Origin of the sequence: Orbus sasakiae (genome assembly GCF_039542345.1) — a bacterium.
Classification (GTDB): Bacteria; Pseudomonadota; Gammaproteobacteria; order Enterobacterales; family Orbaceae; genus Orbus; species Orbus sasakiae.
Map to the genome: position 1 here is coordinate 266,663 of NZ_BAABHY010000005.1, position 26,579 is coordinate 293,241.

General features: G+C 38.6%; 21 protein-coding genes. 12 read left to right on the top strand and 9 right to left on the bottom strand.

Going from position 1 to position 26,579, the window contains the following annotated elements; genetic code table 11:
* Positions 1 to 54: 54 nt before the first annotated feature.
* Entirely contained in the window at positions 55 to 1,773 is a 1,719-nt protein-coding gene (gene proS / locus ABEA36_RS10420; protein ID WP_345491857.1) for a proline--tRNA ligase, read from the bottom strand.
* Between the two features lie 201 nt (positions 1,774 to 1,974).
* Between proS and ABEA36_RS10425 the strand changes: the two genes are divergently transcribed.
* The 3 genes from ABEA36_RS10425 to ABEA36_RS10435 all read left to right on the top strand — a co-directional run bounded on the left by ABEA36_RS10425 (position 1,975) and on the right by ABEA36_RS10435 (position 6,143).
* Complete coding sequence (locus ABEA36_RS10425) at positions 1,975 to 3,015, top strand: bifunctional transcriptional activator/DNA repair enzyme AdaA (RefSeq protein ID WP_345491859.1); 1,041 nt, start codon at positions 1,975 to 1,977, stop codon at positions 3,013 to 3,015.
* Between the two features lie 325 nt (positions 3,016 to 3,340).
* Positions 3,341 to 4,639: an HAAAP family serine/threonine permease gene (locus tag ABEA36_RS10430; protein WP_345491861.1), complete on the top strand. Its 1,299-nt coding sequence runs from the start codon at positions 3,341 to 3,343 to the stop codon at positions 4,637 to 4,639.
* A gap of 136 nt (positions 4,640 to 4,775) precedes the next feature.
* A complete protein-coding gene (locus ABEA36_RS10435; RefSeq protein ID WP_345491863.1) occupies positions 4,776 to 6,143 on the top strand; it encodes an L-serine ammonia-lyase in 1,368 nt (455 codons plus the stop codon).
* Between the two features lie 83 nt (positions 6,144 to 6,226).
* Here ABEA36_RS10435 and ABEA36_RS10440 read toward each other — a convergent pair whose 3' ends face one another.
* Positions 6,227 to 6,586, bottom strand: coding sequence for a helix-turn-helix domain-containing protein (locus tag ABEA36_RS10440; protein WP_345491865.1), 360 nt, complete (start codon positions 6,584 to 6,586; stop codon positions 6,227 to 6,229).
* 181 nt (positions 6,587 to 6,767) lie between these two features.
* On the opposite strand from ABEA36_RS10440, the gene dnaE reads away from it, so the two are divergent.
* From dnaE to ABEA36_RS10455, 3 genes are all read left to right on the top strand, one after another.
* A complete protein-coding gene (gene dnaE / locus ABEA36_RS10445; RefSeq protein WP_345491868.1) occupies positions 6,768 to 10,253 on the top strand; it encodes a DNA polymerase III subunit alpha in 3,486 nt (1,161 codons plus the stop codon).
* A gap of 307 nt (positions 10,254 to 10,560) precedes the next feature.
* On the top strand, positions 10,561 to 11,520 hold the full coding sequence (accA, locus tag ABEA36_RS10450) for an acetyl-CoA carboxylase carboxyl transferase subunit alpha (RefSeq protein WP_345491870.1): 960 nt from the start codon (positions 10,561 to 10,563) through the stop codon (positions 11,518 to 11,520).
* Between the two features lie 15 nt (positions 11,521 to 11,535).
* A complete protein-coding gene (locus tag ABEA36_RS10455; protein WP_345491872.1) occupies positions 11,536 to 11,910 on the top strand; it encodes a diacylglycerol kinase in 375 nt (124 codons plus the stop codon).
* Here ABEA36_RS10455 and qseC read toward each other — a convergent pair whose 3' ends face one another.
* The 5 genes from qseC to syd all read right to left on the bottom strand — a co-directional run bounded on the left by qseC (position 11,911) and on the right by syd (position 17,311).
* The gene (gene qseC, locus ABEA36_RS10460; RefSeq protein ID WP_345491874.1) at positions 11,911 to 13,269 is read right to left on the bottom strand and encodes a quorum sensing histidine kinase QseC; all 1,359 of its coding nucleotides are present in this window, start codon (positions 13,267 to 13,269) and stop codon (positions 11,911 to 11,913) included.
* Entirely contained in the window at positions 13,269 to 13,940 is a 672-nt protein-coding gene (locus ABEA36_RS10465) for a response regulator (protein ID WP_345491876.1), read from the bottom strand. Before ABEA36_RS10465 ends, qseC begins: the two co-directional genes overlap by 1 nt.
* 68 nt (positions 13,941 to 14,008) lie before the next feature.
* On the bottom strand, positions 14,009 to 15,358 hold the full coding sequence (locus tag ABEA36_RS10470; protein WP_345491879.1) for an MATE family efflux transporter: 1,350 nt from the start codon (positions 15,356 to 15,358) through the stop codon (positions 14,009 to 14,011).
* A 163-nt stretch (positions 15,359 to 15,521) separates the two neighbouring features.
* Positions 15,522 to 16,715, bottom strand: a complete 1,194-nt coding sequence (locus ABEA36_RS10475; protein ID WP_345491881.1) for an amino acid aminotransferase — start codon at positions 16,713 to 16,715, stop codon at positions 15,522 to 15,524.
* Between the two features lie 32 nt (positions 16,716 to 16,747).
* Positions 16,748 to 17,311 (bottom strand): SecY-interacting protein, encoded by a 564-nt coding sequence (gene syd / locus ABEA36_RS10480; protein WP_345491882.1) that lies wholly within the window; start codon positions 17,309 to 17,311, stop codon positions 16,748 to 16,750.
* Positions 17,312 to 17,499: 188 nt separating this feature from the next.
* Between syd and ppnN the strand changes: the two genes are divergently transcribed.
* Positions 17,500 to 18,876 carry a nucleotide 5'-monophosphate nucleosidase PpnN gene (gene ppnN / locus ABEA36_RS10485; protein WP_345491884.1) on the top strand — a complete coding sequence of 459 codons (1,377 nt, stop codon included), beginning with the start codon at positions 17,500 to 17,502 and terminating at the stop codon, positions 18,874 to 18,876.
* Positions 18,877 to 18,946: 70 nt separating this feature from the next.
* Here the strand turns inward: ppnN and ABEA36_RS10490 are convergent, their stop codons facing one another.
* Together ABEA36_RS10490 and ABEA36_RS10495 are read right to left on the bottom strand one after the other, a co-directional pair.
* On the bottom strand, positions 18,947 to 19,804 hold the full coding sequence (locus ABEA36_RS10490) for a heme/hemin ABC transporter substrate-binding protein (protein ID WP_345491886.1): 858 nt from the start codon (positions 19,802 to 19,804) through the stop codon (positions 18,947 to 18,949).
* Between the two features lie 15 nt (positions 19,805 to 19,819).
* Positions 19,820 to 21,979 (bottom strand): TonB-dependent receptor plug domain-containing protein, encoded by a 2,160-nt coding sequence (locus ABEA36_RS10495; RefSeq protein ID WP_345491888.1) that lies wholly within the window; start codon positions 21,977 to 21,979, stop codon positions 19,820 to 19,822.
* A gap of 206 nt (positions 21,980 to 22,185) precedes the next feature.
* Here ABEA36_RS10495 and hutW point away from each other — a divergent pair, with 206 nt between their 5' ends.
* From hutW to ABEA36_RS10520, 5 genes are read left to right on the top strand one after another with little or no spacing between them, the layout of a single operon-like run.
* A complete protein-coding gene (gene hutW, locus ABEA36_RS10500) occupies positions 22,186 to 23,610 on the top strand; it encodes a heme anaerobic degradation radical SAM methyltransferase ChuW/HutW (protein ID WP_425571927.1) in 1,425 nt (474 codons plus the stop codon).
* A 24-nt stretch (positions 23,611 to 23,634) separates the two neighbouring features.
* The gene (gene hutX / locus ABEA36_RS10505; protein ID WP_345491890.1) at positions 23,635 to 24,123 is read left to right on the top strand and encodes a heme utilization cystosolic carrier protein HutX; all 489 of its coding nucleotides are present in this window, start codon (positions 23,635 to 23,637) and stop codon (positions 24,121 to 24,123) included.
* Positions 24,124 to 24,130: 7 nt separating this feature from the next.
* Positions 24,131 to 24,763 (top strand): NAD(P)H-binding protein, encoded by a 633-nt coding sequence (locus ABEA36_RS10510; RefSeq protein WP_345491892.1) that lies wholly within the window; start codon positions 24,131 to 24,133, stop codon positions 24,761 to 24,763.
* A gap of 18 nt (positions 24,764 to 24,781) precedes the next feature.
* A complete protein-coding gene (locus tag ABEA36_RS10515) occupies positions 24,782 to 25,792 on the top strand; it encodes a FecCD family ABC transporter permease (protein ID WP_345491894.1) in 1,011 nt (336 codons plus the stop codon).
* Positions 25,786 to 26,556, top strand: coding sequence for a heme ABC transporter ATP-binding protein (locus ABEA36_RS10520; protein ID WP_345491896.1), 771 nt, complete (start codon positions 25,786 to 25,788; stop codon positions 26,554 to 26,556). Before ABEA36_RS10515 ends, ABEA36_RS10520 begins: the two co-directional genes overlap by 7 nt.
* Positions 26,557 to 26,579 lie beyond the last annotated feature (23 nt).

Below are 26,579 nucleotides of genomic sequence, written 5' to 3' on the forward strand. Positions count from 1 at the left end.
TAATAAGGGATCGTGAAATTATTCGCTGAATTGACTAACGCGAATATGAACTGGTTATGGGTGACATTTTGCTTTAATGATATTAATGATGTTATCCACAGCAATCATCTCTTTTTCACCGCCCGCGCGGTATTTATATTCGACTTCACCGTTATCAAGATTACGTTCACCAATAACAATTGTATGTGGGATACCAATTAATTCTGCATCAGCAAACATTACACCCGGACGTTCTTTACGGTCATCAAATAGGACATCAATACCCGCTGATTTAAGTTCAGCATAAAGTTTTTCGGCCGTTTGTTGTACTTTTTCCGATTTATGCATGTTCATTGGAATAATGACGACGCTGAATGGTGCAATGGCTTCAGGCCATACAATACCACGCTCATCATTACGTTGTTCAATCGCGGCCGCCACAATGCGCGTTACCCCAATCCCATAACATCCCATAATCATGACATGATTTTGACCATCTTCACCTTGAACGGTCGCATTCATTGCTTGCGAATATTTTGTGCCAAGTTGGAAAATATGACCAACTTCAATACCACGTTTAATCTGCAATGTCCCTTTACCGTCTGGACTGATATCCCCTTCAACCACGTTACGGATATCTTCGACGCGTGGTAATACTGCATCACGGTGCCAATTAATATTAAAATAGTGTTTACCATCAATATTAGCGCCAGCACCAAAATCACTCATCACCGCAACGTCACGATCGATAATAATTGGTAAATTGAGGTTAACCGGGCCAAGTGATCCCGGTCCGGCACCAATTGTTGTGCGAATCTCTTCTTCATTAGCAAACTCTAATGGTGAAGCAATAATATCTAATTTCTCAGCTTTTACTTCATTAAGGGTATGATCACCCCTGACTAATAAGGCAACAAATTGATGGCCGCTGTCTTTGGCTGCTTTTACAATGAGTGTTTTAACCGTTTTTTCAATGGCTAAATTAAACTGAGAAACTAATTCATCAATGGTTTTGGCATTCGGTGTATCAACCAGCTCCATGGCCTTAGTTGGTGCGGCAAGTGTTGCCGTCGGCGCTTGTGCGGTTGCCATTTCGATATTGGCGGCATAATCGGATCCAGTTGAAAACACAATATCATCTTCACCACTGTCAGCCAATACTTGGAATTCATGAGACCAACTACCGCCAATTGAACCCGTGTCAGCACTGACGGCTCTAAAATCAAGCCCGACGCGGGTGAAAATAGCACTATAGGCATTATACATGTCGTCATAAGTTTTTTGTAACGACGCTTGTGTTGTATGGAATGAATAAGCGTCTTTCATAATAAATTCGCGAGAACGCATCACACCAAAACGTGGACGTACTTCATCACGGAATTTGGTTTGAATTTGGAAAAAATTTAACGGGAGCTGCTTATAAGAACTTACTTCATTACGCACTAAATCGGTAATGACTTCTTCATGCGTTGGTCCTAATACAAACTCACGATCACCACGATCTTTGATACGTAAAAGTTCCGGGCCATACTGTTCCCAGCGTCCACTTTCTTGCCAAATGTCAGCAGGTTGTACGACCGGCATCAATACTTCAATGGCGCCAGCGTTGTTCATTTCTTCGCGAACAATATTTTCAACTTTTTTCAGTACTCGATAGCCAGTTGGTAGCCAAGTATATAGACCGGCCGCTACTTTTCGTATCATTCCCGCACGAAGCATTAATTGATGACTGACAACTTCAGCATCCGCTGGCGTTTCTTTTAATGTAGAGAGAAGATATTGACTTGTACGCATGATGTATCCCAATTTAAGACAGAAAATGGCATTAGTTTAGCAGGCAATTTTATAACTCGAAAGGGTATATTGTTAAATATCGTTGCGTTAATCACCTCATACACCCTGTCAGTTTAAAAATAGTTGTTAAATTTTCGGTTGTCGTGTTGTATTGAAAAGGCTTACACTCATTCTAAATAAACCCGACATAACACATTGAATATGAAACTGACTTTTCAAGAGATGTATCAAGCATTAATTCATAAGGATTCACAATATGATGGATTATTTTATGCTGCAATTAAAACCACGGGGATTTTTTGTCGTGCAGTTTGTACCGCACGTAAACCGAAAGCGGAAAATGTTGAATTTTTTAGTTCAGCACATGATGCGATAGTGAGTGGTTATCGGCCGTGTAAAATTTGTAAGCCTCAGTTCTTACCCGATCAGACACCAACAGACATTGCTAATTTATTGTCTTTTATGGAACAAAATCCAAATATCAAACTCTCTGATTCGAGTTTACGTGAACGAGGTCTTGAACCTCATACAATACGACGCTGGTTTGTTAAACATCATGGCATGACATTTCATGCTTTTCAAAGAATGAATCGTATTAATATCGCACTGAAAAAGATCCAAGACGGTGAGTCCGTTATTCATTCTGCTTATGATAGTGGTTTTGAATCACTCAGTGGTTTTAGTGATTCATTTAAAACGATATTTGGTGTTGCTCCTTCAATGGCTAAACAACACAATATTATTTATTTACAGCGTATTGAAACTCCGATTGGTACGATGTTTGCTGCTGCAACTCAGCAAGGGCTATGCTTACTTGAATTTACCAATAGACGTATGCTAGAAACTGAACTTAAACAGCTTGTAAAACGTTATAATGCAACGTTAATCCGTGGCGAAAATCACCATATTAAACAGACTAAATTCGAACTCAATGAATATTTTAACGGTCAGCGACAGCATTTTACGGTACAACTTGATCTTAAAGGGACGACTTTTCAGCAGCAGGTTTGGCAAGCATTGATTGGTATTCCTTATGGTCAGACTCGCTCTTATCAACAGCAAGCTCAATCTATTGATAAGCCAAAAGCGATAAGAGCGGTTGCTAATGCAAATGGGATGAATCAAATTAGTATTGTGATTCCTTGTCATCGCGTTATTGGTGCAGATGGTAAATTGACTGGTTATGGGGGCGGGTTATGGCGTAAAAATTGGTTACTCAAATTGGAACAAACTCACCGTTAAATATGTTGGAATTCAATTTACTTTTTAGGTGATTTCGTCTATTATGTGAAACCATGTATTTGTTTTTTAATAAAAAAATATTTGGTTTTCCTCTCATAACATATCAAAATAAATATCTTAACTGCCAACACTTACTTAATCAGTATCATTTGTGATACCTTATGCACTTTTTTAACCTAAAGTATCAAAATGGAATCTTTTTAAGTTATTGAATATATTCATATTATTCTTTCTTTTGTGATGGTGGTCACTCCTTAAACTGTCAATTTTTGTTATGATTTAATGAGTTTAAAAATAAATGACTCATTGATAAAGAGGACTCTACATGAGCAAGACAATCAATACCCAAAACGATGTAACCGGTACTAATCAAATGCCTAAGTGGCGATCGAGTGACACCATTTGGATGCTAAGTTTGTATGGTACAGCAATCGGTGCTGGTGTGTTATTTTTACCAATTAATGCCGGGGCAGGAGGCCTTATACCGTTAGTTGTCATGTTAGTTTTAGCTTTCCCGATGACGTTTTTTGCTCATCGAGCCTTATGCCGATTTGTTTTGTCTGGAAAAAGTTCAGATGGTGATATTACGGTAGTTGTTGAAGAGGCGTTTGGACGGACTGCCGGTAATTGGATTACAGTTCTCTATTTTTTTGCTATTTACCCTATTTTATTGGTCTACAGTGTCGGTGTTACAAATACTGTTGATAGTTTTATGGTTCATCAATTAGGCATGGCATCCCCACCTAGAGCGTTATTAGCATTTATATTGGTTGCCGTTTTAATGCTGATTGTTCATTTAGGGGAAAATTTAATTGTTAAAGTGATGTCAATATTGGTGTTCCCATTTATTGCGGTTTTGATGGTTTTAGGTTTGTTCCTGATTCCGGAATGGAATGGCGCCATATTTACTGATTTTTCTTGGTCAGGTAATGTGGCAGCAGGAGGGCGTGGTATTTGGATGACCTTATGGTTAGTGATTCCAGTGATGGTTTTTTCCTTTAATCACTCGCCAATTATTTCATCGCTAGCAGTTGCTAAACGTAAAGAATATGGTGATAAATATGCTGAACCAAAATGTACACGCATTATTGCTGCCAGTAATATCATGATGGTTGTGACCGTCATGTTTTTTGTATTTAGCTGCGCTCTGTGTTTAACGCCAGCCGAGCTATTAGAAGCAAAAGCGCAAAACATATCAATTTTATCCTATCTAGCTAACCATTTTAATTCACCTGTCATTGAGTATATCGGCCCACCGATTGCCTTTATTGCAATGTCTAAATCGTTTTTAGGTCATTACCTTGGCGGTAAAGAGGGGTTTAATGGCATGGTGAATAAAGCGCTGCGTAGTAAAGGTAAAACAATTGAATCAAAACGTTTAGATAACATTGCGGCCATCTTTATGTTTATCACCGCTTGGGCTGTTGCTACGTTAAATCCAAGTATTCTTGGTTTAATCGAATCCCTTGGTGGCCCAATTTTAGCGATTATTCTCTTTTTAATGCCGATGTATGCTATTCACAAATTGCCTGCATTAGCAAAATATCGCGGCAAAATCAGTAATGTATTCATTGTAGTGATGGGATTCATTGCGATTTCGGCTGCGGTATACAATTTAGTATAGCTTAGTATAACTACAGTAATCTGTAAGTACGATTTTAACTGCTCGTGCTTACAGCATAAAATAGTCAGTGAAGCAATTTGAAATTTGATTATTTAGACACATATATCATGTCTAAATAAGGTGTAAGGAGGCAATAATGGGCTCTGTATTTGATATTTTTAAAATTGGGATCGGACCGTCAAGTTCCCATACTGTTGGGCCAATGCGAGCAGGGAAGCTCTTTATTGATGGATTAATCGAAAAAAATCTTATGCCATCTGTCACCAAAATTGTGGCGGATGTCTATGGCTCTTTGTCATTGACTGGTAAAGGTCATCAAACAGATATTGCTATTATCATGGGACTTGCCGGTAATCAACCCGATTCAGTCAATATTGATAGTATTCCCGGTTTTATTAATCAAGTGAGTCAAAATGGCCGTTTGCCCATCTACAACGGACAATATGAAGTTGATTTCCCACTAGAAACTAGCATGAATTTTCATTCTAAGTTTTTACCACTACATGAAAATGGTATGACGTTATCTGCTTACCACGATGATACGTTAATCTTACAAAAGACCTATTATTCAGTTGGTGGCGGTAAAATTGTCCTTGAGGAAGAGTTTGGTTTGGAAGACAATTCAGGCGTTGATATGCCATTTCCATTCTCAAGTGCAGAAAAATTGTTGCAGTACTGCAATGATAATTCACTCTCTGTTTCCAGTATTATTATGAAAAACGAACTGGCATTTCACAGTTATGATGACATTGAAACGTATTTCATCCGCGTTGGTAAAACCATGGAAGATTGCATCAAGCGAGGTATGAATACAGAAGGGTTATTACCAGGGCCATTAAAAGTACCTCGTCGTGCATTTTCGTTATATCGTCAGCTTGCAAATAGCTCTGAGAAAATCATCGGTGATCCAATGATCATCATTGATTGGGTGAATATGTTTGCGTTAGCCGCTAGCGAAGAGAATGCAGCCGGTGGACGAGTCGTTACTGCTCCTACGAATGGCGCATGTGGCATTATTCCGGCGATATTGGCTTACTATAACAAGTTTGTGACACCCATTACGCCCGATATTTATATTCGGTTTTTCTTAACCTGTGGCGCGATAGGTCAGCTTTATCAGATGAATGCGTCAATTTCTGGTGCTGAAGTGGGATGTCAAGGGGAAGTTGGGGTTGCTTGTTCGATGGCAGCAGCGGGGCTTGCTGAATTGCTTGGTGGTAATGCTGAACAAGTCTTTATGGCAGCTGAAATTGGTATGGAACACAATCTTGGTTTAACGTGCGACCCGGTTGGTGGACAAGTACAAGTCCCTTGTATTGAACGTAATGCTATTGCATCCGTTAAGGCGATTAACGCAGCTCGCATGGCATTAAGGCGGACGACAGCGGCGAAAGTCTCTTTAGACAAAGTGATCGAGACTATGTATGAGACGGGTAAAGATATGAACTCTAAATATCGTGAAACGTCTCGTGGTGGTCTAGCGATTACCATTCGTTGTGATTAATATTATAAAGGCACCTTCTGAGTGCCTTTATGTTTAATATTTTCGTTATTTTTTTATCATAATAGTTAATTATAGTAAAAAAACTAATATTTCCAATGCATATTATTAAGTTGTGACTGGATAAAGTCATTGTCCATAATATCATCTTTGGGATGGTCAGTCTGTTCTTTGATTTTACGCTTTCTTTGTTGTGTGCTTTTTTGTTGAGCAATTTTCAATTCATTGTGGGCCAACAAATTATTTAACTGGTCAAGTTCACCGAGTCCACGTAATACTGAAATCAACGTCAATAGCGTGATCGATTCACCTAACTCAATACGTTTAATCGTTGCAATCCCAACAGCAGATAACTCAGCGAGTTCGATTTGAGATAAATTTTGCTCTATTCTTGCCATTTTGATACGACGACAAAGCATGGCAATTACGTCTGCATTTTCATCCATTACCAATCAGCCTTTATTCAGAATATGGAGTATGAATATTGTGTGAGCTTATTCTACAGCAATCTCAAAAAAAGGGTGTTTTTTGTTATCATAAAATGCACAATTTTTGATAATAAGAATATCTCAACCGATGGGTAAATTAATGTTATAATTTAGGCAAATTTAATTAATAATATGTGTTATGTCTGATCCTAAATTTATCCATTTGCACGTTCACAGCGATTTTTCAATGATTGATGGTGTGGCTAAAACAGGCGTTTTAGTTAAACAAGCCGCATCACTGGATATGCCAGCCCTCGCGATAACGGATTTTACTAATCTGTGTGGCTTAGTGAAATTTTATGGCAGCGCTTTATCTAAAGGCGTAAAACCTATCATTGGTGCCGATCTCAAAATTCGTTATGCTGAACTTGAAGACTTCTACGATATTACGGTATTAGCGGCAAATAATGAGGGATATCAGAATTTAACCTTGTTAATTTCTAAAGCTTACCAGCGTGGTTATGTGGGTGATGGTCCGATTGTCGATAAAGAGTGGTTGATTGAACATAAGGCCGGCTTAATTATTTTAGCCAGTTACCGCAGTGATATCGGTATTGGTTTAATTCGTAATAACCCTGTGATTGTGAATGACGCTATTGAATTTTATCAAACTTACTTCACTGATTGCTGTTATCTAGAACTGATTCGAACTGGCCGTGAAAATGAAGCTTTTTTTATTACCCAGGCACTTAAACTTGCAGAACAATATCAGTTGCCTGTTGTGGCGACCAATGATGTTAAATTCTTATCTGCCACTGATTTTGAGGCGCATGAAATACGCGTTGCAATTCATGATGGTGACACGCTTGATGATCCTAAGCGGCCTAAAAAATATACCGCACAACAGTATTTCCGTAGTGAAGCAGAAATGTGTGAGTTATTTTCTGACATTCCAGAGGCATTAGCCAATAGTGTTGAAATTGCTAAACGTTGTAATGTGTCAATTCGTTTAGGTGAATATTTCCTACCACAGTTCCCCACTGGCGATATGTCAACCGAAGACTTTTTAGTTCATAAATCGAAAATTGGTTTGGAAGAAAGGCTTGAGTTTTTGTTTCCCGATCCGCAAGTGCGTCAAGTTAAACGGGTTGAATATGATGAACGCTTGGATATTGAACTTGGCGTTATTAACCAAATGGGATTCCCAGGTTACTTTTTGATCGTAATGGAATTTATTCAATGGTCAAAAGATAATGCGGTACCCGTTGGTCCAGGTAGGGGGTCGGGGGCAGGCTCACTTGTTGCATACGCGTTAAAAATTACCGATTTAGATCCATTAGAATTTGATCTCCTTTTTGAACGGTTCTTAAATCCAGAACGTGTATCGATGCCCGACTTTGATGTCGATTTTTGTATGGATAAACGGGATTTAGTTATTGATCATGTTGCGGAAATGTATGGACGCGATGCTGTATCACAAATTATTACATTCGGTACAATGGCCGCAAAAGCGGTAATCCGTGACGTTGGGCGAGTGCTCGGTCATCCTTATGGTTTTGTTGATCGTATTTCTAAATTGATTCCCCCAGATCCTGGTATGACATTAGCAAAAGCCTTTGAAGTTGAGCCGCAACTGCAAGAACTTTATGATCATAATGAAGATGTTAAAGGCTTAATTGATATTGCTCGTCAGTTAGAAGGGGTGACGCGTAATGCTGGTAAACATGCTGGTGGCGTGGTGATTTCACCAACCAAAATTACCGATTTTGCTCCTATTTATTGCGATTCAGAGGGGCATCACCCTGTCACCCAGTTTGATAAAAATGATGTTGAATATGCGGGGTTAGTGAAGTTTGACTTCCTTGGTCTACGGACATTGACGATTATTGACTGGGCAATAGAGATGATTAATGCTCGGATGCAACGTGAAGGTAAAGAATCGGTTGATATTACGCGTATTCCACTTGATGACGCGTTATCATTCGAATTACTGTTGCGCGCTGAAACAACGGCCGTATTCCAGCTTGAATCACGAGGCATGAAAGACCTTATTCGTCGCTTAAAGCCCGACTGCTTTGAGGATATGATCGCGTTAGTTGCCTTGTTTCGTCCAGGGCCTTTACAATCCGGGATGGTGGACAACTTTATTGACCGAAAACATGGTCGTGAAGAGGTCTCATATCCCGATATTCAATATCAACATGAATCGTTAAAACCAATTTTAGAACCGACTTATGGCATTATTCTTTACCAAGAACAGGTGATGCAAATTGCACAAACCTTAGCGGGTTATACCTTGGGGGGGGCAGACTTACTGCGTCGCGCAATGGGTAAAAAGAAACCTGAAGAAATGGCAAAGCAGCGTTCGGTGTTTAAAGAGGGGGCTGAACGATGCGGTGTTGATGGTGAGTTGTCGATGAAAATCTTCGACTTAGTAGAAAAATTTGCAGGTTATGGTTTTAACAAATCTCACTCAGCAGCCTATGCATTAGTTTCTTACCAAACGTTGTGGTTAAAAACACATTTTCCGGCTGAATTTATGGCAGCTGTAATGACGGCTGATATGGATAATACCGACAAAATCGTGGGGTTAGTTGATGAATGTTTAAGAATGGGGATTAAAGTTAATCCACCGGATATCAACAGTGGTTTATATCACTTCCATGTTAATGAAAAAGGTGAAATCGTTTACGGTATCGGTGCGATTAAAGGTGTAGGTGAAGGGCCGATAGAAGCAATTGTTGAAGCGCGCAATAGCCAAGGTAAAAATGGATTTTTTAAAAATATTTTTGAACTTTGTGCCAAAACCGATATCAAAAAGCTTAATAGACGTGTTCTTGAAAAACTGACGATGGCAGGGGCATTTGATAAGCTAGGCCCCCATCGGGCGGCTATTTTGCATAGTATTAGTGATGCAATGCAAGCGGCCGATCAACACAGCAAAGCTCGTGATATCGGTCAAGAAGATATGTTTGGGGTGCTTGCCGAAGAGCCGGAACAAGTCGAATATGCGTATGCTAACGTAGCGGAATTACCTGAACAAGTGATTCTTGATGGTGAACGTGAAGCTTTAGGATTATATTTAACCGGTCATCCGGTAACACAATACCTAAAAGAATTGGGGCGATATACTAATGGTGCGCGTATTAGTGAAGCTAACCCAACGGGATGGGGTAAAATGGCGACCTTTGCTGGCTTAGTCATCGCCGCAAGAATCCGTTTAACTAAAAAAGGTAATCGAATCGGATTATTTACATTAGATGATCGGTCGGGTCGTATTGAAGTGATTGCTTTTGGCGAAACATTAGAAAAATTTGAACATTTATTAGTACAAGATAAGATATTAATTGTATCAGGGCAAGTGAGTGTGGACGATTTTAATGGTGGATTTAAAATGTCGGCCAGAGATATTATTGAATTAAGTGAGGCCCGTGAAAAGTATGTTAAAGGGCTTTGTGTTTCTTTACAGGAAGCCGATATTAATCGTCCATTTTTACAACAATTACAGCGTTCATTTGAGCCTTATCGTAATGGCAGTGTGCCAGTTAATCTTTATTATCAAACGGAGAGTGCGCGAGCAAGAATCCAGTTTGGTACGACCTGGCGAATCACACCTAATGATGAATTATTGATTAATTTAAAAAGATTGTTGGGTAATGAGCGTATTGAACTTGAATTTGATTAAGTTAAGGTTTTCTTAAGGTTGGTGCCGTACACTGATCACTAATGCATATACAGATTCGGCTATTAGATTCTTGATAAAATGGTACTGCTAGCCGAATAAAGGTGAAATAAAATCAGCGACAAATCATGAAATTTGTGGCGCTTATTCCCTAATACATAGTAGAATTAGCGAAATTAACACTAAAATTTAGTATAATGTGATTACTAAAGTTTATGAAACTTAATTGTTGTGTAGCGTAAGACAACAATAAAATGATTGATAATCTTGTTTGAAAAAACAAGATAATAAGAGGCAATAGTTAATAGTTATGAATAATTTCTTAGATTTTGAGAAACCGGTTGCTGAGTTAGAAGCCAAAATTGACTCATTAAAGAATATGGACTCACAAGAAGTTCAATTGGATATTAATCTTGATGAAGAGATTAAACAGCTTAATAAAAAAAGCAAAGAGTTAACCAAAAAAATCTTCTCAAATTTAACACCATGGCAAGTTGCACAATTGGCGCGTCATCCAAATCGGCCTTATACCCTTGATTATATCAAAGAAGTGTTTACTGACTTTGATGAATTACATGGTGATAGAGCTTATGCAGATGATAAGGCTATTGTCGGCGGTATTGCCCGTATTGATGAAAGACCCGTTGTGGTCATTGGTCATCAAAAAGGTCGTGAAACTAAAACGAAAATTTATCGTAACTTTGGTATGCCTGCACCAGAAGGTTATCGTAAGGCATTACGTTTAATGCAATTAGCGGAACGTTTCCAGTTACCAATCATTACCTTTATTGATACACCAGGTGCTTATCCGGGGATAGGTGCTGAAGAGCGCGGTCAATCAGAAGCTATCGCACGTAATTTACGTGAGATGTCACGCCTAAATGTTCCAACAATTTGTACGGTTATTGGTGAAGGTGGTTCTGGTGGTGCATTAGCATTAGGTGTTGGCGATAAAGTCAACATGCTGCAATACAGTACTTATTCTGTTATTTCGCCAGAAGGGTGTGCCTCTATTTTATGGAAAAGTGCAGATAAAGCACCATTAGCTGCCGAAGCCATGAATATGACGGCTGAAAAGCTATTAAAATTGAATCTGATTGATGCGATTATTCCTGAACCATTAGGTGGCGCTCATCGTGACTATACTGCGATTGCGTCGTCATTGAAAAAACAACTTATTGATGATCTTGATGAGTTAGAAGATATGGATCGTTCCGTATTATTAGAAAGACGTTTCCAACGTTTAATGAATTATGGATATGTAAGGTAAACAATAGGCATTTTTATGACAAAGGCTAAGGGGTTTCGTCGCGTCATTAATGCTGGGAAATATTCCATTCAGGGATTGAAATCAGCATTTTTAAATGAAACTGCGTTTAGGCAAGAAGTGTTTTTGCTAATTGCTGCATATATTGTTGTGATGTTGATCGATTTTTCAATCTATGAACGTATACTGCTTGTTGGTTCAGTCGGGTTTGTTATGATTGTTGAATTACTTAATAGTGCGATCGAATGTATCGTTGATCGCATTGGCACAGAGCGGCATGAGTTATCGGGTAGGGCTAAAGATTATGGTTCTGCCGCAGTTTTCTTATCCGTTTTACTGGCTGTTATTTTGTGGATTTATCTATTTGCTTGCCACTTCTTCCCTGAAGTGTAATTAATAATTCAGCGTCACAACAAAGCCACCTTGTGGCTGGTTGTCAAAACTGACTGTAATTTTATGTAATTCAGCCACTTTTTTAACAATTGATAAACCCAGACCACTTCCTTTCTCTTTTTGACCAGCTGGGCGATAAAAACGTTCGCCCAAGCGGGCTAATATATCCGCATCTACCCCTGGTCCGTTATCTGAAAAAACAATCATGTGTTGTTTAATTGTAATCGTGATACGTGAGTCATGAGGTATATAACGTATTGCATTATTAATTAAATTACGCACTAAAATAGACAATAATAAAGGATGGCCAACAATGATTTGATGAGCCGCTAGCTCATCGATTTGTATTGTGATCTGTTTTTGTTGTGCAAGAGGACTGAGTTCGTCGACAACGTGATGAATGAGCTCTAACCAACGAATATCTTGTAATTCATCTTGAATTTCCAGTGAATCTAGGCGTGATAACGTTAAGAGCTGATCAACTAAATGTGTGGTGCGATCAATACCAATAATTAAGTTATTCAATGCACGTTGTTGGCTGACGGGATCATCACTTGAAAGTTGTGCAACTTCTGTTTGTACACGCAGTGCAGCTAGTGGTGTACGCAGTTCATGAGCCGCATCGGAAATAAATTGCCTTTCATGAGTTATCATTGATGAAATACGACTAAACAGTTTATTTAATGCTTGAATAAACGGTTGTATCTCTTTTGCGATGCCTTGCATTCCAATCGTCGTATCCTCATCCGGTTTACGATTCGCTATTTTATTGGCTAAGACTTTAATGGGTTGGAAACTGCGACCAATAAATAGTACGATAAAGATCGTTGTAATGATAAAGATGATTAACCAAGTAATCGCTTGCTTAAAAATTAAATCAATTAATATATTACGTTGATAATTGAGTTTTTGTCCTACTGCAATAATGGTACGATTGTCATTACTGAGCAACCATAATATCCGCCATTTACCCTGTTCATTAATCATTGCTCGGTGCTTTTGTGTCGGGAAAAATCCTCCATAGAAATAGAATTTCCGACCTTCTTCACCATCATTTAGGATCATTTCACCTTGTCGGTTAAAGATAGCAAACGCGAGGGCGTCATCATCATAATCTAATGCTTTGATATCATCATCTTTAATTTTGGGGAATTTCACATAGCTTGTTTGTGGCGTCATAGAGCTATGAATATTTAGCGTAGCAAGGCGCTTAGCAAATAATAACTGTTGGCTATCAAATACCTGTTTTAATGAACTTTTTACTTCAAAATAAGACAGGCACGTGGTGATCAAGCAAGCCAGAAATAGCATACCGGTAATAAAAAGAATAAGCTTTACACGCAAGCTTGGTGAGCGCATTAACTGCTCTCCTTTTCCTGACTGAGTGCATAGCCTGCACCGTAAACCGTTTTAATGACGCTATTGCCGAGTTTTTTCCGTAAGTTGTGGATATAGACATCAACCGTATTACTAACTACATCGTCAGACCAACTGTATAATTTTTCTTGAATGAGATCACGTGATAGAACCTTGTTGGCATTCAGTAAAAACAGTTCTAACAAACGCGTCTCTTTTGTTGTTAAAACAATAAGTTGTCCTGACTTTTTGACTTCTTGCGTCTCCGGATTATAGCTAATATCAGCAAAAGTAAGTTCTGGCACAACTTTTTGATGACTACGGCGAATAAGGGCTTGTAGGCGCGCGGCGAGTTCCGAAAGGGCAAAGGGTTTACAAACATAATCATCAGCGCCAGACTGTAAGCCTGCTACGCGTTGCTCAATTGCATCTCGGGCGGTTAAAATCAATACTGGTGTGGTGTGACCTGCTTGACGCCAGCTTTTCAAAATGGCTAAACCATCTTTTTTGGGTAAAGTCAGATCTAACACAACGGCATCGTAAGGGGCAAGCGAAAGGGCGTTTTCACCCTCTTGCCCATCAGTAAACCAATCCAAGGTAAAACCTAATTTTTTTAGACCAATATTAATACCGTCACCAATTAAGGTGTCATCTTCAATAAGCAAAATTCTCATTAGGTTGACCTGTCATGTTCAATTAATATGGGTATTGTACAACATAAATATTAAAGCAATATTAAAATTTAATGGTCAATATCAAGCCGTTTTGCTTCCCATTTACGTGATTTCCAGCGCCAAGCGTTGATAAGACCTCGCACCCATTCATCACAAGCAAAACCGATCCAAATACCTAATAATCCCATGCCCATGGTGATTCCTAAAAAATAACCAATCGGGATCGCAATGCCCCACATACAGACTAATGCGGTATAAAACGGGAATTTGGCGTCGCCAGTTGCCCGTAACGCATTGACCATCACGATATTTTGAGTTCGCCCGGGTTCAAGGAAAATCGATAGAACAAAAATTGGTAAAATTGTATTCACAACATTTAAGTCTTCAGTAAATGACGTAACAAGTGGTTCTCTGATTAGGAAAAATGTGATAACTACAAAAGCGGTAACAATCATACCAAGTCGTAAACTTTTGAAAGTGCGTTTATAGGCATCATCAAAACGTTTAGCGCCAACAAGGTGGCCAATCATAATTTCGTTACCAACACCAATTGCAATTGCAAAAAGCATCATAAAATAGGAAATCTGGAAAAAGATAGCTTGTGCCGCAAGGGCGGTTTCACCCATTAAACCAATAAACGCTGTCATCACCAGTACTTGGCCAGACCAAGAAAGGTTTTCGCCGGCAGAAGGTAAACCAATCTTAAAAATCTGTCGAAGAATCGTTTTACTCCAGTGAAAGAATAAAAAGATTTCGGCCTTAATTCGTAATCCATAAAACAGTAAACAAAAGAGTAATGAAACACCAACAACACGGCCAATAACGGTTGACCAAGCAACCCCAACAAGCCCCATTTGCGGCATACCCCAAAATCCGTAAAGCACAATCATATTACCGATAACGGTGATGACATTCATGATAAGCGATACATACATAGCAACTTTTGACTGGCCATAGACGCGTAAGCAAGAAGCCATAATGATGGCAATGGCTTCAAAAACTAAACATATTCCTAAAATATGAAAGTAGTCATAGCTCATCTCTAAAATTGAGCTTGGTGTATTCATCAAAATAAGGACTTGGTAGCCTAATACAGAGATAAACACATAACATAAAATGCCTAGCACCAGATTAAATGAAATCGATAGGTGAATGGCTTTGCGGGCTAAGTCGCGATTACCTGCACCAAGATATTGTGCGACGACCACACTGCATCCGATACCAATAAAATTAAATATTGGAATAAAGATATCAAAAAATTGATTTCCTACCGTTGTCGCTGCCACCATTGACATGGAGACATGGCTAATCATGTACGTATTGATAAATAACGTTGCAAGATGCAGAAAAATATCAATAAAAATAGGCCAACTGAGCGAAAAAAGTGATTGATCGATAACCGAACGATCTTGTTTCATAACATCCTACTTAACTAATTATATGTTAAAAATTTGGGGTGAATTATACTTGATTTAAATTGAGATACTACGGATTGTTAGATAAACAATATAAAAAAGCATGTAAAGCGTGACCCTGTTTGTGATGTCGAGATATTATACAAACAGGGTAATGGGGATCAGACTATGATAATACTTTAACTATCGACTCACATAATAAAGACATATTATCAAGGGTCATTCCAGCCACATTTAATCGACCCGATTTCACGATGTAAATTCCATACTCGTTACGTAAGGCCATCACTTGTTGTTCAGTTAAGCCGCTAAATGAAAACATACCATTTTGTTTAGCAATAAAACTGAAGTCTTGATTTGCACCTTTATCCTGTAAGGTTTTTACAAATAACTGACGCATGCGGTGTATTCGTTGGCGCATTGTGGTTAATTCATCGATCCACTCTTCTTTCATTTCTGGGTTGGTCAGAATATGAGCCACAATATTTGCACCATGTGACGGTGGATTAGAATAATTGGCACGAATAATGGTTTTAACCTGACTAAATGCTCGATCAGCGATGTCAGCATTTTCCGCAATCAACGTGAGAGCACCAACACGTTCATTGTAAAGCCCAAAGTTTTTTGAGTATGAACTTGCAATCAATAATTCAGGTTGGCTTTGCGCAAATAGACGAATACCAAACACGTCTTCCTCTAAGCCTTGTCCAAAACCTTGGTATGCTAAGTCAAAAACAGGCAACCAACCTTTTTGTTTGGCTAAGTCTGCGATAATTTGCCATTGTTCTGGTGTTGGATCTATTCCTGTTGGGTTGTGGCAGCAGCCATGAAATAGCACCGCCTCTCCTGCTGAAATTTGATTGAGATCTTCAATCAAAGCATCAAAATCGAGATCATGAGTTTGTGCATTATAGTAACGGTATTCTCTTACTTCGAGTCCTGCTGTTTGAAAAACACTTTGGTGATTTGGCCAAGTTGGGTTACTGACCCAAATACGACGCACTTTGGTTCGACGGACTAAAAAATCAGCCATTACTCTTAATGCTCCAGTACCACCTGGGGTTTGAGCTGTTTTAACGCGTAGATCATTAATTAATGGGCTATCTTCGCCAAGAATCAGTTTTTGAGTAGCAAGGTTAAATTTAGCTAAGCCTTCAATTGGTAGATAAGCTTTGCTATGTTCATTTTCTAATAAAAATGATTCTGCTTTCTTTACGCATGCTAAAATAGGCGTCACCATATTTTCATCTTTATAGATGCCGACACACAGATTAATTTTATTGATGCGTTCATCGGCATTATATACATCAGCAAGACCTAAAATCGGGTCAGCGGGTGCTGCCGCTAAATTTTCAAACATGGAATTTACTCACTCTAAAATTGAACTGAGCATTATACGCCCGATAAAAGCGATTGAGCAATAGGTTTTAAATTTAGCAGAAATGTTGAGAGATCTTCCGCTAAAATGTCATTTTGATAATCAATTAAATTCTCAAGAATAACGTTACCCGTTTGATTATCAATCGCGACTAATTTGGTATCATCATCAGTACTAGCAATAAAAATGGATGGACGACGTTTTAAGCGTTTTTGCATGGTTAAGTGTGCAATGATATTTTGCTCTAAACGCGAAAAATCATCATCATTCCAAACCTGAATTAACGTTATTGGTAAGGTTTTGTGCATTGCTGTCATATCACCGGCATACTGTGTACCGTAAAATTGGTGGGCAGCAGGGTGAATGGTCAAGTTAATCACTTCCTCAACAATATTTAAGGTATGTGTATTTGGTCGGATAGGTTGCCAAAACACCGCTAAGTCTTGCGTATCAACAATGCATGGTGATGGAATACCGTATAATTCGCTACTTTTGGCTGCATGATGAGCCTGTTGTTGCCAAAGATCTATATAATTTTGAGTAAATTGTTGTAACGCTTGAGACGGTGAGTTTGCCATATTTCTATCTTGCCAAATTAAGTGCTTTAGTTTTACGAATAAATTGGCTATGCTTGATTAAGTTTAAAACTTATTGTGGTTAAAAACGTAACAAAATCAAAAATAGCGCACAATCGTTAAACGTTGAATTGTGATATTGTATAGAATAATAGCATTAATAACTAGCTAAGTAGAAAAGAGAGGTTTATGTGATTACCCATATTAGCCCATTAGGATCGATGGATTTGTTGGCTCAAATTGAAGTTGATATGTTAAAGCGATCTGCTAATAGTGAACTCTATCAATTATTTCGAAACTGTTCATTGGCAACACTTAATGCTGGTAGTAAGACGGATAATACGAAAGAATTGCTTGATAAATTTTTGTCATATGAAATTAATGTGATCAGCAAAGAACGGGGCGTAAAACTCGAATTGGTTAATCCACCACAAAGTGCTTTTGTAGATGGTAAAATTATTCGCTCAATACAGGCTAATCTTTTTGCAGTTTTGCGCGATATCTTATTTGTAAATAGTCAAATAGCGGCAATTAAAGGCATATTAACGCCAGAGCTTGATAAAGAAAACAGCTCATTTTATATCACCAATTTAGTGTTTTCGATTTTACGTAATGCGAATGCATTACATGTTGGTGAAGATCCCAATTTAATTGTCTGTTGGGGTGGTCACTCAATTAATGAAGTTGAATACTATTATGCAAGGCAAGTGGGAATGCAACTTGGACTGCGAGAACTCAATATTTGTACGGGTTGTGGGCCTGGTATTATGGAAGCGCCGATGAAGGGAGCGGCTGTCGGTCATGCACAGCAACGCTATAAAGAAAGCCGTTTTATTGGTATGACTGAACCATCCATCATCGCAGCTGAACCTCCTAATGCGTTGGTTAATGAATTGATTATCATGCCTGATATTGAAAAGCGTTTAGAAGCTTTTGTTCGTATGGCCCACGGGATTATTATTTTTCCAGGTGGTCCGGGTACGGCGGAAGAACTGCTCTATATTTTGGGTATTTTGCTTGATCCTGCTAATGAAAACCAAGCGTTACCGTTGATTTTAACTGGGCCAAAAGAGTGTACAGACTATTTTGCCGCGATTGATAATTTTATTCATAGCACGTTAGGTGAACAAGCCACAAAGCTTTATCAAATTGTGATTGATAATCCACAAGAAGTGGCGCGTATTATGAAAAGTGGAGTAAAACAAGTTAAAGCTTCACGCTTAACCAGTGGCGATGCGTATGGTTATAATTGGACGCTAAAAATCGCAAAAGATTTACAACATCCGTTTGATCCGACTCATGCCAATATGGCAGCATTAAATCTACATAAAGATCAGCCCGTTGAACATTTAGCTGCTGACTTACGCCGCGCATTTTCCGGTATTGTGGCGGGGAATGTGAAGGAGTCGGGTATGAAGCAAATCGAAAAATATGGGCCATATAAGTTGCAAGGTGATCCGCAAATTATGCGACAGCTTGACACGCTATTAAATAGCTTTGTTAAGCAGCATCGAATGAAATTACCGGGCGGTACGGCTTATCAACCTTGTTATGAGATCTGCTACTAAAATCTGTTTTAATAAGCATTATGCCGTGTATCGACGAACATAATGCTTGTGGTGATGGGTAGCTATTGGATCATTGGTTTATGTCTGGATAAAAACCACGGTATAAAATTTCGATGGCATCACCAATTCGAGGCCCCATACCAAGAATTAAAGCCTGATCGATATCAACAATTCGATTATGTTTCCAGGCATTGGTATGGGTTACTCCAGCGATTTTTGCTAAATTTTCTTTACCACCCATGGCTTGTAAAGATTGACTCGTTACAATGATAATATCGGGATTAGCAGTAATCAGTGCTTCATTACTGTAATTTTTATAAAAATGATGTGTTGCCACATTTTCCCCTCCCGCTAGTGTCATGATGCTATCCGCAACCGTATTTTTACCAGAGACTTGTGTTATTCCCGACATGCTAAATAAAAACAAGACTCTCGGCGAAGACTGTTGAGCCGCAATTTGTTGCTGTACTGATTGCACTTGATGGTTAATTTTCGCGATTAGTGCTTCACCTTGGGGTTCGCGATGTATAGCTTTAGCGATCAGTTTAATATTGCTGAGCAAAAGCTGTAAATTGTTTGGCACGCGTTGTAATTGTAAGACGTTGACTTTAGCTTGACGCAATTGATCAAAAATCTGTTTAGGTTCACTATCTTGCCAAGTAATAAATAATGACGGTTTTAGCGATAAAATCCCTTCGATATTTAATTGATGCCAATGGTTAATTTGAGGGAGTTGTTTGACCTGCTCCGGATAAGTGCTGGTCATGTCAACACCGACTAATTCATCTTGTGCAGATAAAGCATATATGATCTCTGTGATTGATCCTCCTGCTGTTACAATGCGTTCTTTGGCGTAGCTTGATGATATCATCAAGCCTAATAGTATTGCGATTAATGGTGCAAAAAACAGATGCATACGATGTCGCATTTTATTGTCCTTTTATTAAAAACTCATACTGGTGGCAATGACGGCATTAAACTTAGCTGCAGGGATTGATTCATATGCCGTGGTATATTTTTTATTAAGAATATTGTTGAGATCTAAGCCAATTTGATACTGTCTTTTATCACCAAATGATGCCACCATTGATAAATTGACGGTTGACCAACCTGCATAGTGATAGGTATTGCTATCACTCTTTTTCGTGGCATCGGTAGCTACTCGCATAAAGAGATTCGAATTTAAATCAACTTGATTAAAATAAGCGGTATGTTTAATACCAAATGAACCACTAAACAATGGGTTTCCACTATCAAATGTTTTATATTTAGCGGTTTCAAATTGGCGACGAATCACATTCCCTTTAAAGTAAGGCGTTACGTCCCAATCAAGATACTCAATCTCAAACTCTAAGCCATAGGTTTTGGCTTTGTTGACATTGTAGTAGTATGCGCGAAAAGTATCTTTCGAACTACTTAAACCATTACATATAGCAGAACCAGCACATTCTATATTATCAATATAATTTTTAGCTATTGAATAGTATATGGATGTGTCAATCAACCAGCTATTGTTGTTAAATCGAAAACCTAATTCATAATTATTAGATTTTTCGGCTTCCAAATCTGGGTTACCGTAAGTTTCTTGAAGATGGGCATTCGTTATAGCATAGAGATGACTTAATGTTGGGTAAACATAACCTTGACCAAATGATGCTCTAAGAATGAGTTCATCTGATGTTTGATAGGTTGCGCCAGTTGAAACAACTACAGTTTCACCACTATCGCTACGAGATTTGTCTACTTGAGTTGATGGCTTACATGAGAGTATAGCAGGACGATTCGAACAGGTTTCATTTTTAGAACCACTTTCTAATTTAGATTTAACCCAATATTGACGTAAACCTATATTCCAATTCAAACGCTTTGTAATAGCCCAATCATTTTGCGCAAATAAAGAAAAATGGTTTTGCTTCCAACTATTATTGCTATTTGTATAACGTGAATAATTGAACATTGGTAAAGGCGTTTCAGATTCCATGTACATATCAAGAGTTTTATTGGATATCTGTGTTACGGTATCTTGTAAATACTGTGCACCTAAAATGAGTTTAATGCGTTCTATAGGTTGTAGGTCAACTTGAAAATTTATCCCTTTAGTTTTTTGTTTATCATCAGTTTGTGTATGGGTTTTCATATCAGGTGAAGGTACATGAATATCATTAACAAAAGTTCGTTTTAATATTTGATAATAGCCGTCAATATGAATATTTTTAATTACATTGTCATCTATTTTATAATCATAAAATAGTCCGACTTTTTCCCTTTGTAATTTAGGTAAACTAACGAGAAAAGAGTCCATACCATCTAATTGATCTTGAGATGCATAAGTTTGTGTATCAAGCTTGTAACGATCTAAAGAGAGGCTTATTTTATGTTTATCTAAGTTCAGCCCAAACCATGCGCTTAACGTATTATTATTAAAGTCAGTATTGTCGAGCCGGCCTTCAGGTGTCTTACGCTCATCTTGCTCTGAGTAAGTGCCGCTAATGCGGTAGTCAAAAATATGATCAATTGAACCATAAACTGATGCCATCTCAGTTAAGCCATCAGTCGCACCATCATAAATAAATTTTACATGACCATTGAATGGTTTGTTGCTATTACTGCCTTTACGAGTTATAAAATTGACTACGCCACCGATAGCTTGAGAGCCGTATAGTACTGAATAGGGCCCCTTAATGACTTCCACTCGTTCGACTGACTCCATATCAATTAAAATTCCGGCGGAAGAACCATGCCCGGATCGATGGTATGAGACTTCTTGCCCATCAATCAAGATCAAAACACGTGATGGTGCTTCGCCTCGTATCATAATTTGTTTACGCCCAGCTAATGCATTATCGGAAATCTCGACACCAGGGACATCGCGCAATGTTTCAATAATTGAATCACCATTATTTTCTCTGATTTCTTCACTGTTAATTGCCACGACTGACACAGAGCTATCCCAAATCGATTGTTCGCCTCTTGCCGCCGTTACAACGATCGTATCTTGTTGATGGCTGTGTTCTGCGGCCAGTACATAATGTGTACTCATTATCGTGCTAAATAAACACGTCAATGAGGCTGCGATGAGTGTTTTTTTTGAAGTTATTATCATAAGATTTCGCCTGATTATTGTTTAAATTAATTCGCAAATGATAATCATTCGCAATAATATTGTAAAGGTAGTTTTCCAATATTCATTTAAATAATTAAAAATCATGATGTTAGTAATAACTTAAAAAATTTAAGGATTTATTTGCTAAATGAGAATAATTATTGTTTAATTTATCATTCTCATTAACAAAGATATAGCAATTCAATATGACATTAGATTTGACGCCATTTTTTGCACAGGTAGAGGGTATACCATTTAAAGATCGATGGGCCGTCATGCCTTTTCGAGGATCAATTCCCGTTGATAAAGCGTTGATTCAACAAACTTGGCATGAGTTGCATCAAAGGATGATGCCAAAATCTAAACGTTTGATGTATATTCATATTCCGTTTTGCGCAACACACTGCCAATTTTGTGGTTTTTATCAAAATCCATTAAAACAACATGATACTGCGATTTACACACAATATTTAATTCAAGAATTGTTGATGGACGCTGATAGTCATTTAACTCAATCAGCACCGATTCATGCTGTTTATTTTGGTGGTGGAACGCCCACTGCCTTAAGCGCTGATCAATTACATAACATTATCAGCACGATTAAGTCCCATTACCCTCTTGCCCCCGATTGTGAGATTACGGTTGAGGGGCGTATTTTAGATTTTAATGATGATAAAATTGATGCGTGTCTTGAGGCCGGTGCCAATCGTTTCTCTATTGGTATTCAAACTTTTGATTCAGCAATTCGAAAACGGTTGGGGCGCACGTCAAATAAGCAACAAGCAATCACCTTTTTAACAAATCTTGCTGAACGAGATAAAGCCGCCGTCGTGTGCGATTTGATCTTTGGCTTGCCACAACAAACCCTGCAAACATGGGATGAAGATTTAGCCATAGTTAACGATTTACCGCTAGATGGTGTTGACCTGTATGCGCTAAATTTATTACCTACCACCCCTTTATTCAAAGGGGTTGAAAATAAGCGTATTGTTATTGCTGATGCACAGCAAAAGGCTGAGTTCTATCAGCGAGGTGTTCAACGATTGGATCACGATGGCTGGAGCCAATTGAGTAATAGCCATTTTGGTAAAACCACTCGTGAACGAAACCTATATAATATTTTAATTAAGCAAGGTGCTGATTATTTAGCATTTGGTTCATGTGCAGGCGGTAATTTAAACGGTCAGTCATTTATGATTGAACGCAATTTAGAGAACTATTACAAACAACTTGATGCACAACAAAAACCACTGATGATGATCTTGCAAGCCGGCCCCCAATTAACGTGGTTGCAGCTTTTACAAGGTGGGATTGAGGCAGGCAGAGTTGATCTCAATCGGCTGACTGTGCAGATTAATGCATTACTTCCCCTTATTCAGCAATGGCATCAAGCCGGGCTGTTAATGGATGACAGTCCCATTTTGCGTCTGACGATATCCGGGCGTTTTTGGGCAAGTAATTTACTGTTTGCATTACAAAAATTGCTGATGGCGCTTAATGAACCTGAATTAGCGAAGAAACAGATAATGGCAGCAGGTCATCATGCTCAACATGGCGGAAAAATGCCGTCAGAAGCAGCAATTAACATGATGAAAAACAATGCAATGAAACATAATTTAGCCAACAAATAAGAATTAAAATAAGGAGTTAATAGAATGACAAAACCAAGTTTGACTGAATTGATGGCAACAGCGCCAGATGGCACATTAGAGAAAATTGCTCAAAAATATCAGGTATCTCTATTTGAGGTCATTAACGCAATGCCAGAAAAACACATTATTGCTGGCGAATATTTTGATCAAGTATGGAGTGAAGCTGCAACTTGGGACATTGTGACAATATTAATTAATTCCCCCGATATTATCTTTGAATATCAAGGTAAATTACCAACAGGTTTCCATCGTCACGGCTATTTTAACCTACGAGCAAAAACCGGTTTAAGTGGTCATATTAAAGCTGAAAATTGTCAACATATCGCGTTTGTAGAGCGTCAATTTATGGGTACGGATACAGCATCAATTATTTTCTTAAATCAAAGTGGTAATGCGATGTTTAAGATTTTTGTTGGTAGAGATAGCCATCATCAATTAATTGAAGAGCAATTATCATCTTATCGTCAACTTGCGCAGTTGCAACATCAATAGGGATACTATGGCAGATTTACTGATATTTGGTGCAAGTCGTGGCACGGGGCATCAATTAATGACGATGGCATTAAAACGTGGCGACCATTGTGTTGCAGTTGTTCGCAATCAACAAAGTGCAGAGCAGTTAAATGCTTTAGGTGCAACGACATTAGTCGGGGATGCCAATGATCCGATTACGGTTCATCAAGCGTGTTTATTAGTTGGGAAAAATGCCACGATTATTTCGACCTTAGGTGGCGAAAAAGCCAATTATCAAGCCCAAATGAATATTATTAATCAGGCTGAAAAGAGTGCAATCAAACGAATGATTCTCGTGACATCTTTAGGGTGTGGTGACAGTTGGTCTTTCCTCTCTGAACGCGCTAAACAAGCCTTTGGTTACTCAGTAAGAGAAAAAACACTAGCCGAATCATGGTTAGCAACGAGTTCACTTAATTATACAATTTTAAGGCCAGGTGGTTTAACCGATGGAGAGCCGACACTTCAAGCAAAATGTTATTGTGATCAGGAAGTGCATGGTTATATACGCCGCAGTGATCTTGCATCAGTGATATTGGCACACATCGATTTAGCTAAACTTGATAACCAAGCCTACTTAGTTATCGATCCGTCTTTAGCGGATAAACGTAATAATTAAAAGGATGTATTTACGTTAATGGCAACTAATATACGTTTTGGTCAACGGCAATGTATCCTTATTGGATTGACTATTTTATTGCTCGTTTCTATGCTACTGTCAGTCAATATGGGCGCGTTAACGCTATCATTTAATATGCTAACTTCATTACCATTTGATGATCCATTATGGCAGATTTGGTTAAATATCCGTTTACCTAGGGTTTTATTAGCCGTTATTGTTGGTATGGCATTAGCCACTTCAGGGGTTGTGATGCAAGGGGTATTTCGTAATCCGTTGGCGGATGCGGGTCTGCTTGGTATCAGTAGTGGGGCTGCACTGTGTGTTGGTTTAGTGATTATTTTACCGATTACATTACCTGCTTTTATATCGCTTTATAGTCATATGCTAGCGGCCTTTTTAGGGGGGAGTGTTATCTGTTTTATTATTTATGGGCTTAGTTACGCTAAACACGGTTCAACCGTTTTATTACTGTTAGCTGGGATCGCCATTAATGCCCTGACAGCATCCATGATTGGTTTACTCAGTTATATCAGTGATGATCAACAATTACGTCAATTATCGTTATGGACGATGGGTAATCTTGCCAAAGGTCAGTGGGACGCTGTTATTATCGCGGCAACACTCATTGTGCCAGCGGTTCTTACTGTGGTTTTAATGAGTCATGCACTAAATACTTTACAGCTTGGCGATGAAGATGCCCACTATTTAGGATTAAATGTACAAAAAACGAAACGTATTTTAATGCTATTAAGTGCGTTATTAATTGGGACATCAGTTGCGGTGAGTGGCATTATTGCTTTTGTTGGTTTAGCTGTGCCACATATGCTCAGGCTGACCTTAGGGGCTGATCACCGTTGGTTAGTCCCAGCAACCATTTTAGGCGGTGGAACATTATTATTAATTGCTGACACGATAGCTAGAACGGTTGTTGCGCCAAATGAAATTCCGATAGGGTTACTGACAAGTTTAATTGGTGCACCTTACTTTTTGTGGTTAATTTTACGTAAAAAGGGTGCAATATGTTAAAGGCTCGGCAGCTAAGCTATCAAGTTGGGACAACTATTTTAGTTGATGATGTTTCATTAAATATTGATCAAGGTGAATTAGTCGTTATTATTGGTCCAAATGGGGCGGGTAAATCAACGTTATTACGCCTTTTAACGGGTTATTTAGTGCCAAGTCAAGGTCAGTGTCATTTACTCGATAAACCAATTAATGATTGGTCACACCAAGCATTGTCAAAAGTTCGAACAGTTATGCGCCAACAATCAAATATGACATTTCCGTTTAGCGCCAAAGAAGTGATTGCGATGGGCCGGGTACCTCATGGTAAACGGTATTTTAAGCAAGCATTAGACGATGTGATTACGAAAACGGACTGTGAGGGTTTGTGTCATAAAGACTATCGTCAACTTTCTGGTGGGGAACAGCAACGTGTCCAGTTAGCCAGAGTATTAGCGCAGTTGTGGCAGCCTGAACCTTCCCCAAGACTACTTTTTTTGGATGAGCCAACTTCTGCGTTAGATCTTTACCAACAGCAACAGATGTTACGTTTATTGCATGGATTGACCCGTCATGAACCCTTAGGTGTATGCTGTATTTTACACGATCTTAATCTTGCTGCATTATATGCAGATCGTTTATTTCTTATCCATCAAGGGAAATTGGTTGAACAAGGTAAACCGGATTTAGTTTTGACCAAAACGGTACTAACGAAATGGTATCACGCTGATCTTACTGTACATAATCATCCTACCCATAATGTCCCCCAAATCAGCTTATTAAGGTAGCTCGTCAGCCATGTTATATCATG

What these genes read in the sequence shown, in the direction of transcription:
- ABEA36_RS10440 (WP_345491865.1), bottom strand. Translation starts at nt 6,586, where the DNA reads ATGGATGAAAATGCAGACGTAATTGCCATGCTTTGTCGTCGTATCAAA.
- ABEA36_RS10435 (WP_345491863.1), top strand. Translation starts at nt 4,776, where the DNA reads ATGGGCTCTGTATTTGATATTTTTAAAATTGGGATCGGACCGTCAAGT.
- ABEA36_RS10430 (WP_345491861.1), top strand. Translation starts at nt 3,341, where the DNA reads ATGAGCAAGACAATCAATACCCAAAACGATGTAACCGGTACTAATCAA.
- accA (WP_345491870.1), top strand. Translation starts at nt 10,561, where the DNA reads ATGAATAATTTCTTAGATTTTGAGAAACCGGTTGCTGAGTTAGAAGCC.
- ABEA36_RS10465 (WP_345491876.1), bottom strand. Translation starts at nt 13,940, where the DNA reads ATGAGAATTTTGCTTATTGAAGATGACACCTTAATTGGTGACGGTATT.
- ABEA36_RS10490 (WP_345491886.1), bottom strand. Translation starts at nt 19,804, where the DNA reads ATGCGACATCGTATGCATCTGTTTTTTGCACCATTAATCGCAATACTA.
- ABEA36_RS10455 (WP_345491872.1), top strand. Translation starts at nt 11,536, where the DNA reads ATGACAAAGGCTAAGGGGTTTCGTCGCGTCATTAATGCTGGGAAATAT.
- ABEA36_RS10520 (WP_345491896.1), top strand. Translation starts at nt 25,786, where the DNA reads ATGTTAAAGGCTCGGCAGCTAAGCTATCAAGTTGGGACAACTATTTTA.
- dnaE (WP_345491868.1), top strand. Translation starts at nt 6,768, where the DNA reads ATGTCTGATCCTAAATTTATCCATTTGCACGTTCACAGCGATTTTTCA.
- qseC (WP_345491874.1), bottom strand. Translation starts at nt 13,269, where the DNA reads ATGCGCTCACCAAGCTTGCGTGTAAAGCTTATTCTTTTTATTACCGGT.
- ABEA36_RS10515 (WP_345491894.1), top strand. Translation starts at nt 24,782, where the DNA reads ATGGCAACTAATATACGTTTTGGTCAACGGCAATGTATCCTTATTGGA.
- ABEA36_RS10495 (WP_345491888.1), bottom strand. Translation starts at nt 21,979, where the DNA reads ATGATAATAACTTCAAAAAAAACACTCATCGCAGCCTCATTGACGTGT.
- ABEA36_RS10475 (WP_345491881.1), bottom strand. Translation starts at nt 16,715, where the DNA reads ATGTTTGAAAATTTAGCGGCAGCACCCGCTGACCCGATTTTAGGTCTT.
- hutX (WP_345491890.1), top strand. Translation starts at nt 23,635, where the DNA reads ATGACAAAACCAAGTTTGACTGAATTGATGGCAACAGCGCCAGATGGC.
- ABEA36_RS10425 (WP_345491859.1), top strand. Translation starts at nt 1,975, where the DNA reads ATGAAACTGACTTTTCAAGAGATGTATCAAGCATTAATTCATAAGGAT.
- proS (WP_345491857.1), bottom strand. Translation starts at nt 1,773, where the DNA reads ATGCGTACAAGTCAATATCTTCTCTCTACATTAAAAGAAACGCCAGCG.
- ABEA36_RS10470 (WP_345491879.1), bottom strand. Translation starts at nt 15,358, where the DNA reads ATGAAACAAGATCGTTCGGTTATCGATCAATCACTTTTTTCGCTCAGT.
- syd (WP_345491882.1), bottom strand. Translation starts at nt 17,311, where the DNA reads ATGGCAAACTCACCGTCTCAAGCGTTACAACAATTTACTCAAAATTAT.
- ABEA36_RS10510 (WP_345491892.1), top strand. Translation starts at nt 24,131, where the DNA reads ATGGCAGATTTACTGATATTTGGTGCAAGTCGTGGCACGGGGCATCAA.
- hutW (WP_425571927.1), top strand. Translation starts at nt 22,186, where the DNA reads ATGACATTAGATTTGACGCCATTTTTTGCACAGGTAGAGGGTATACCA.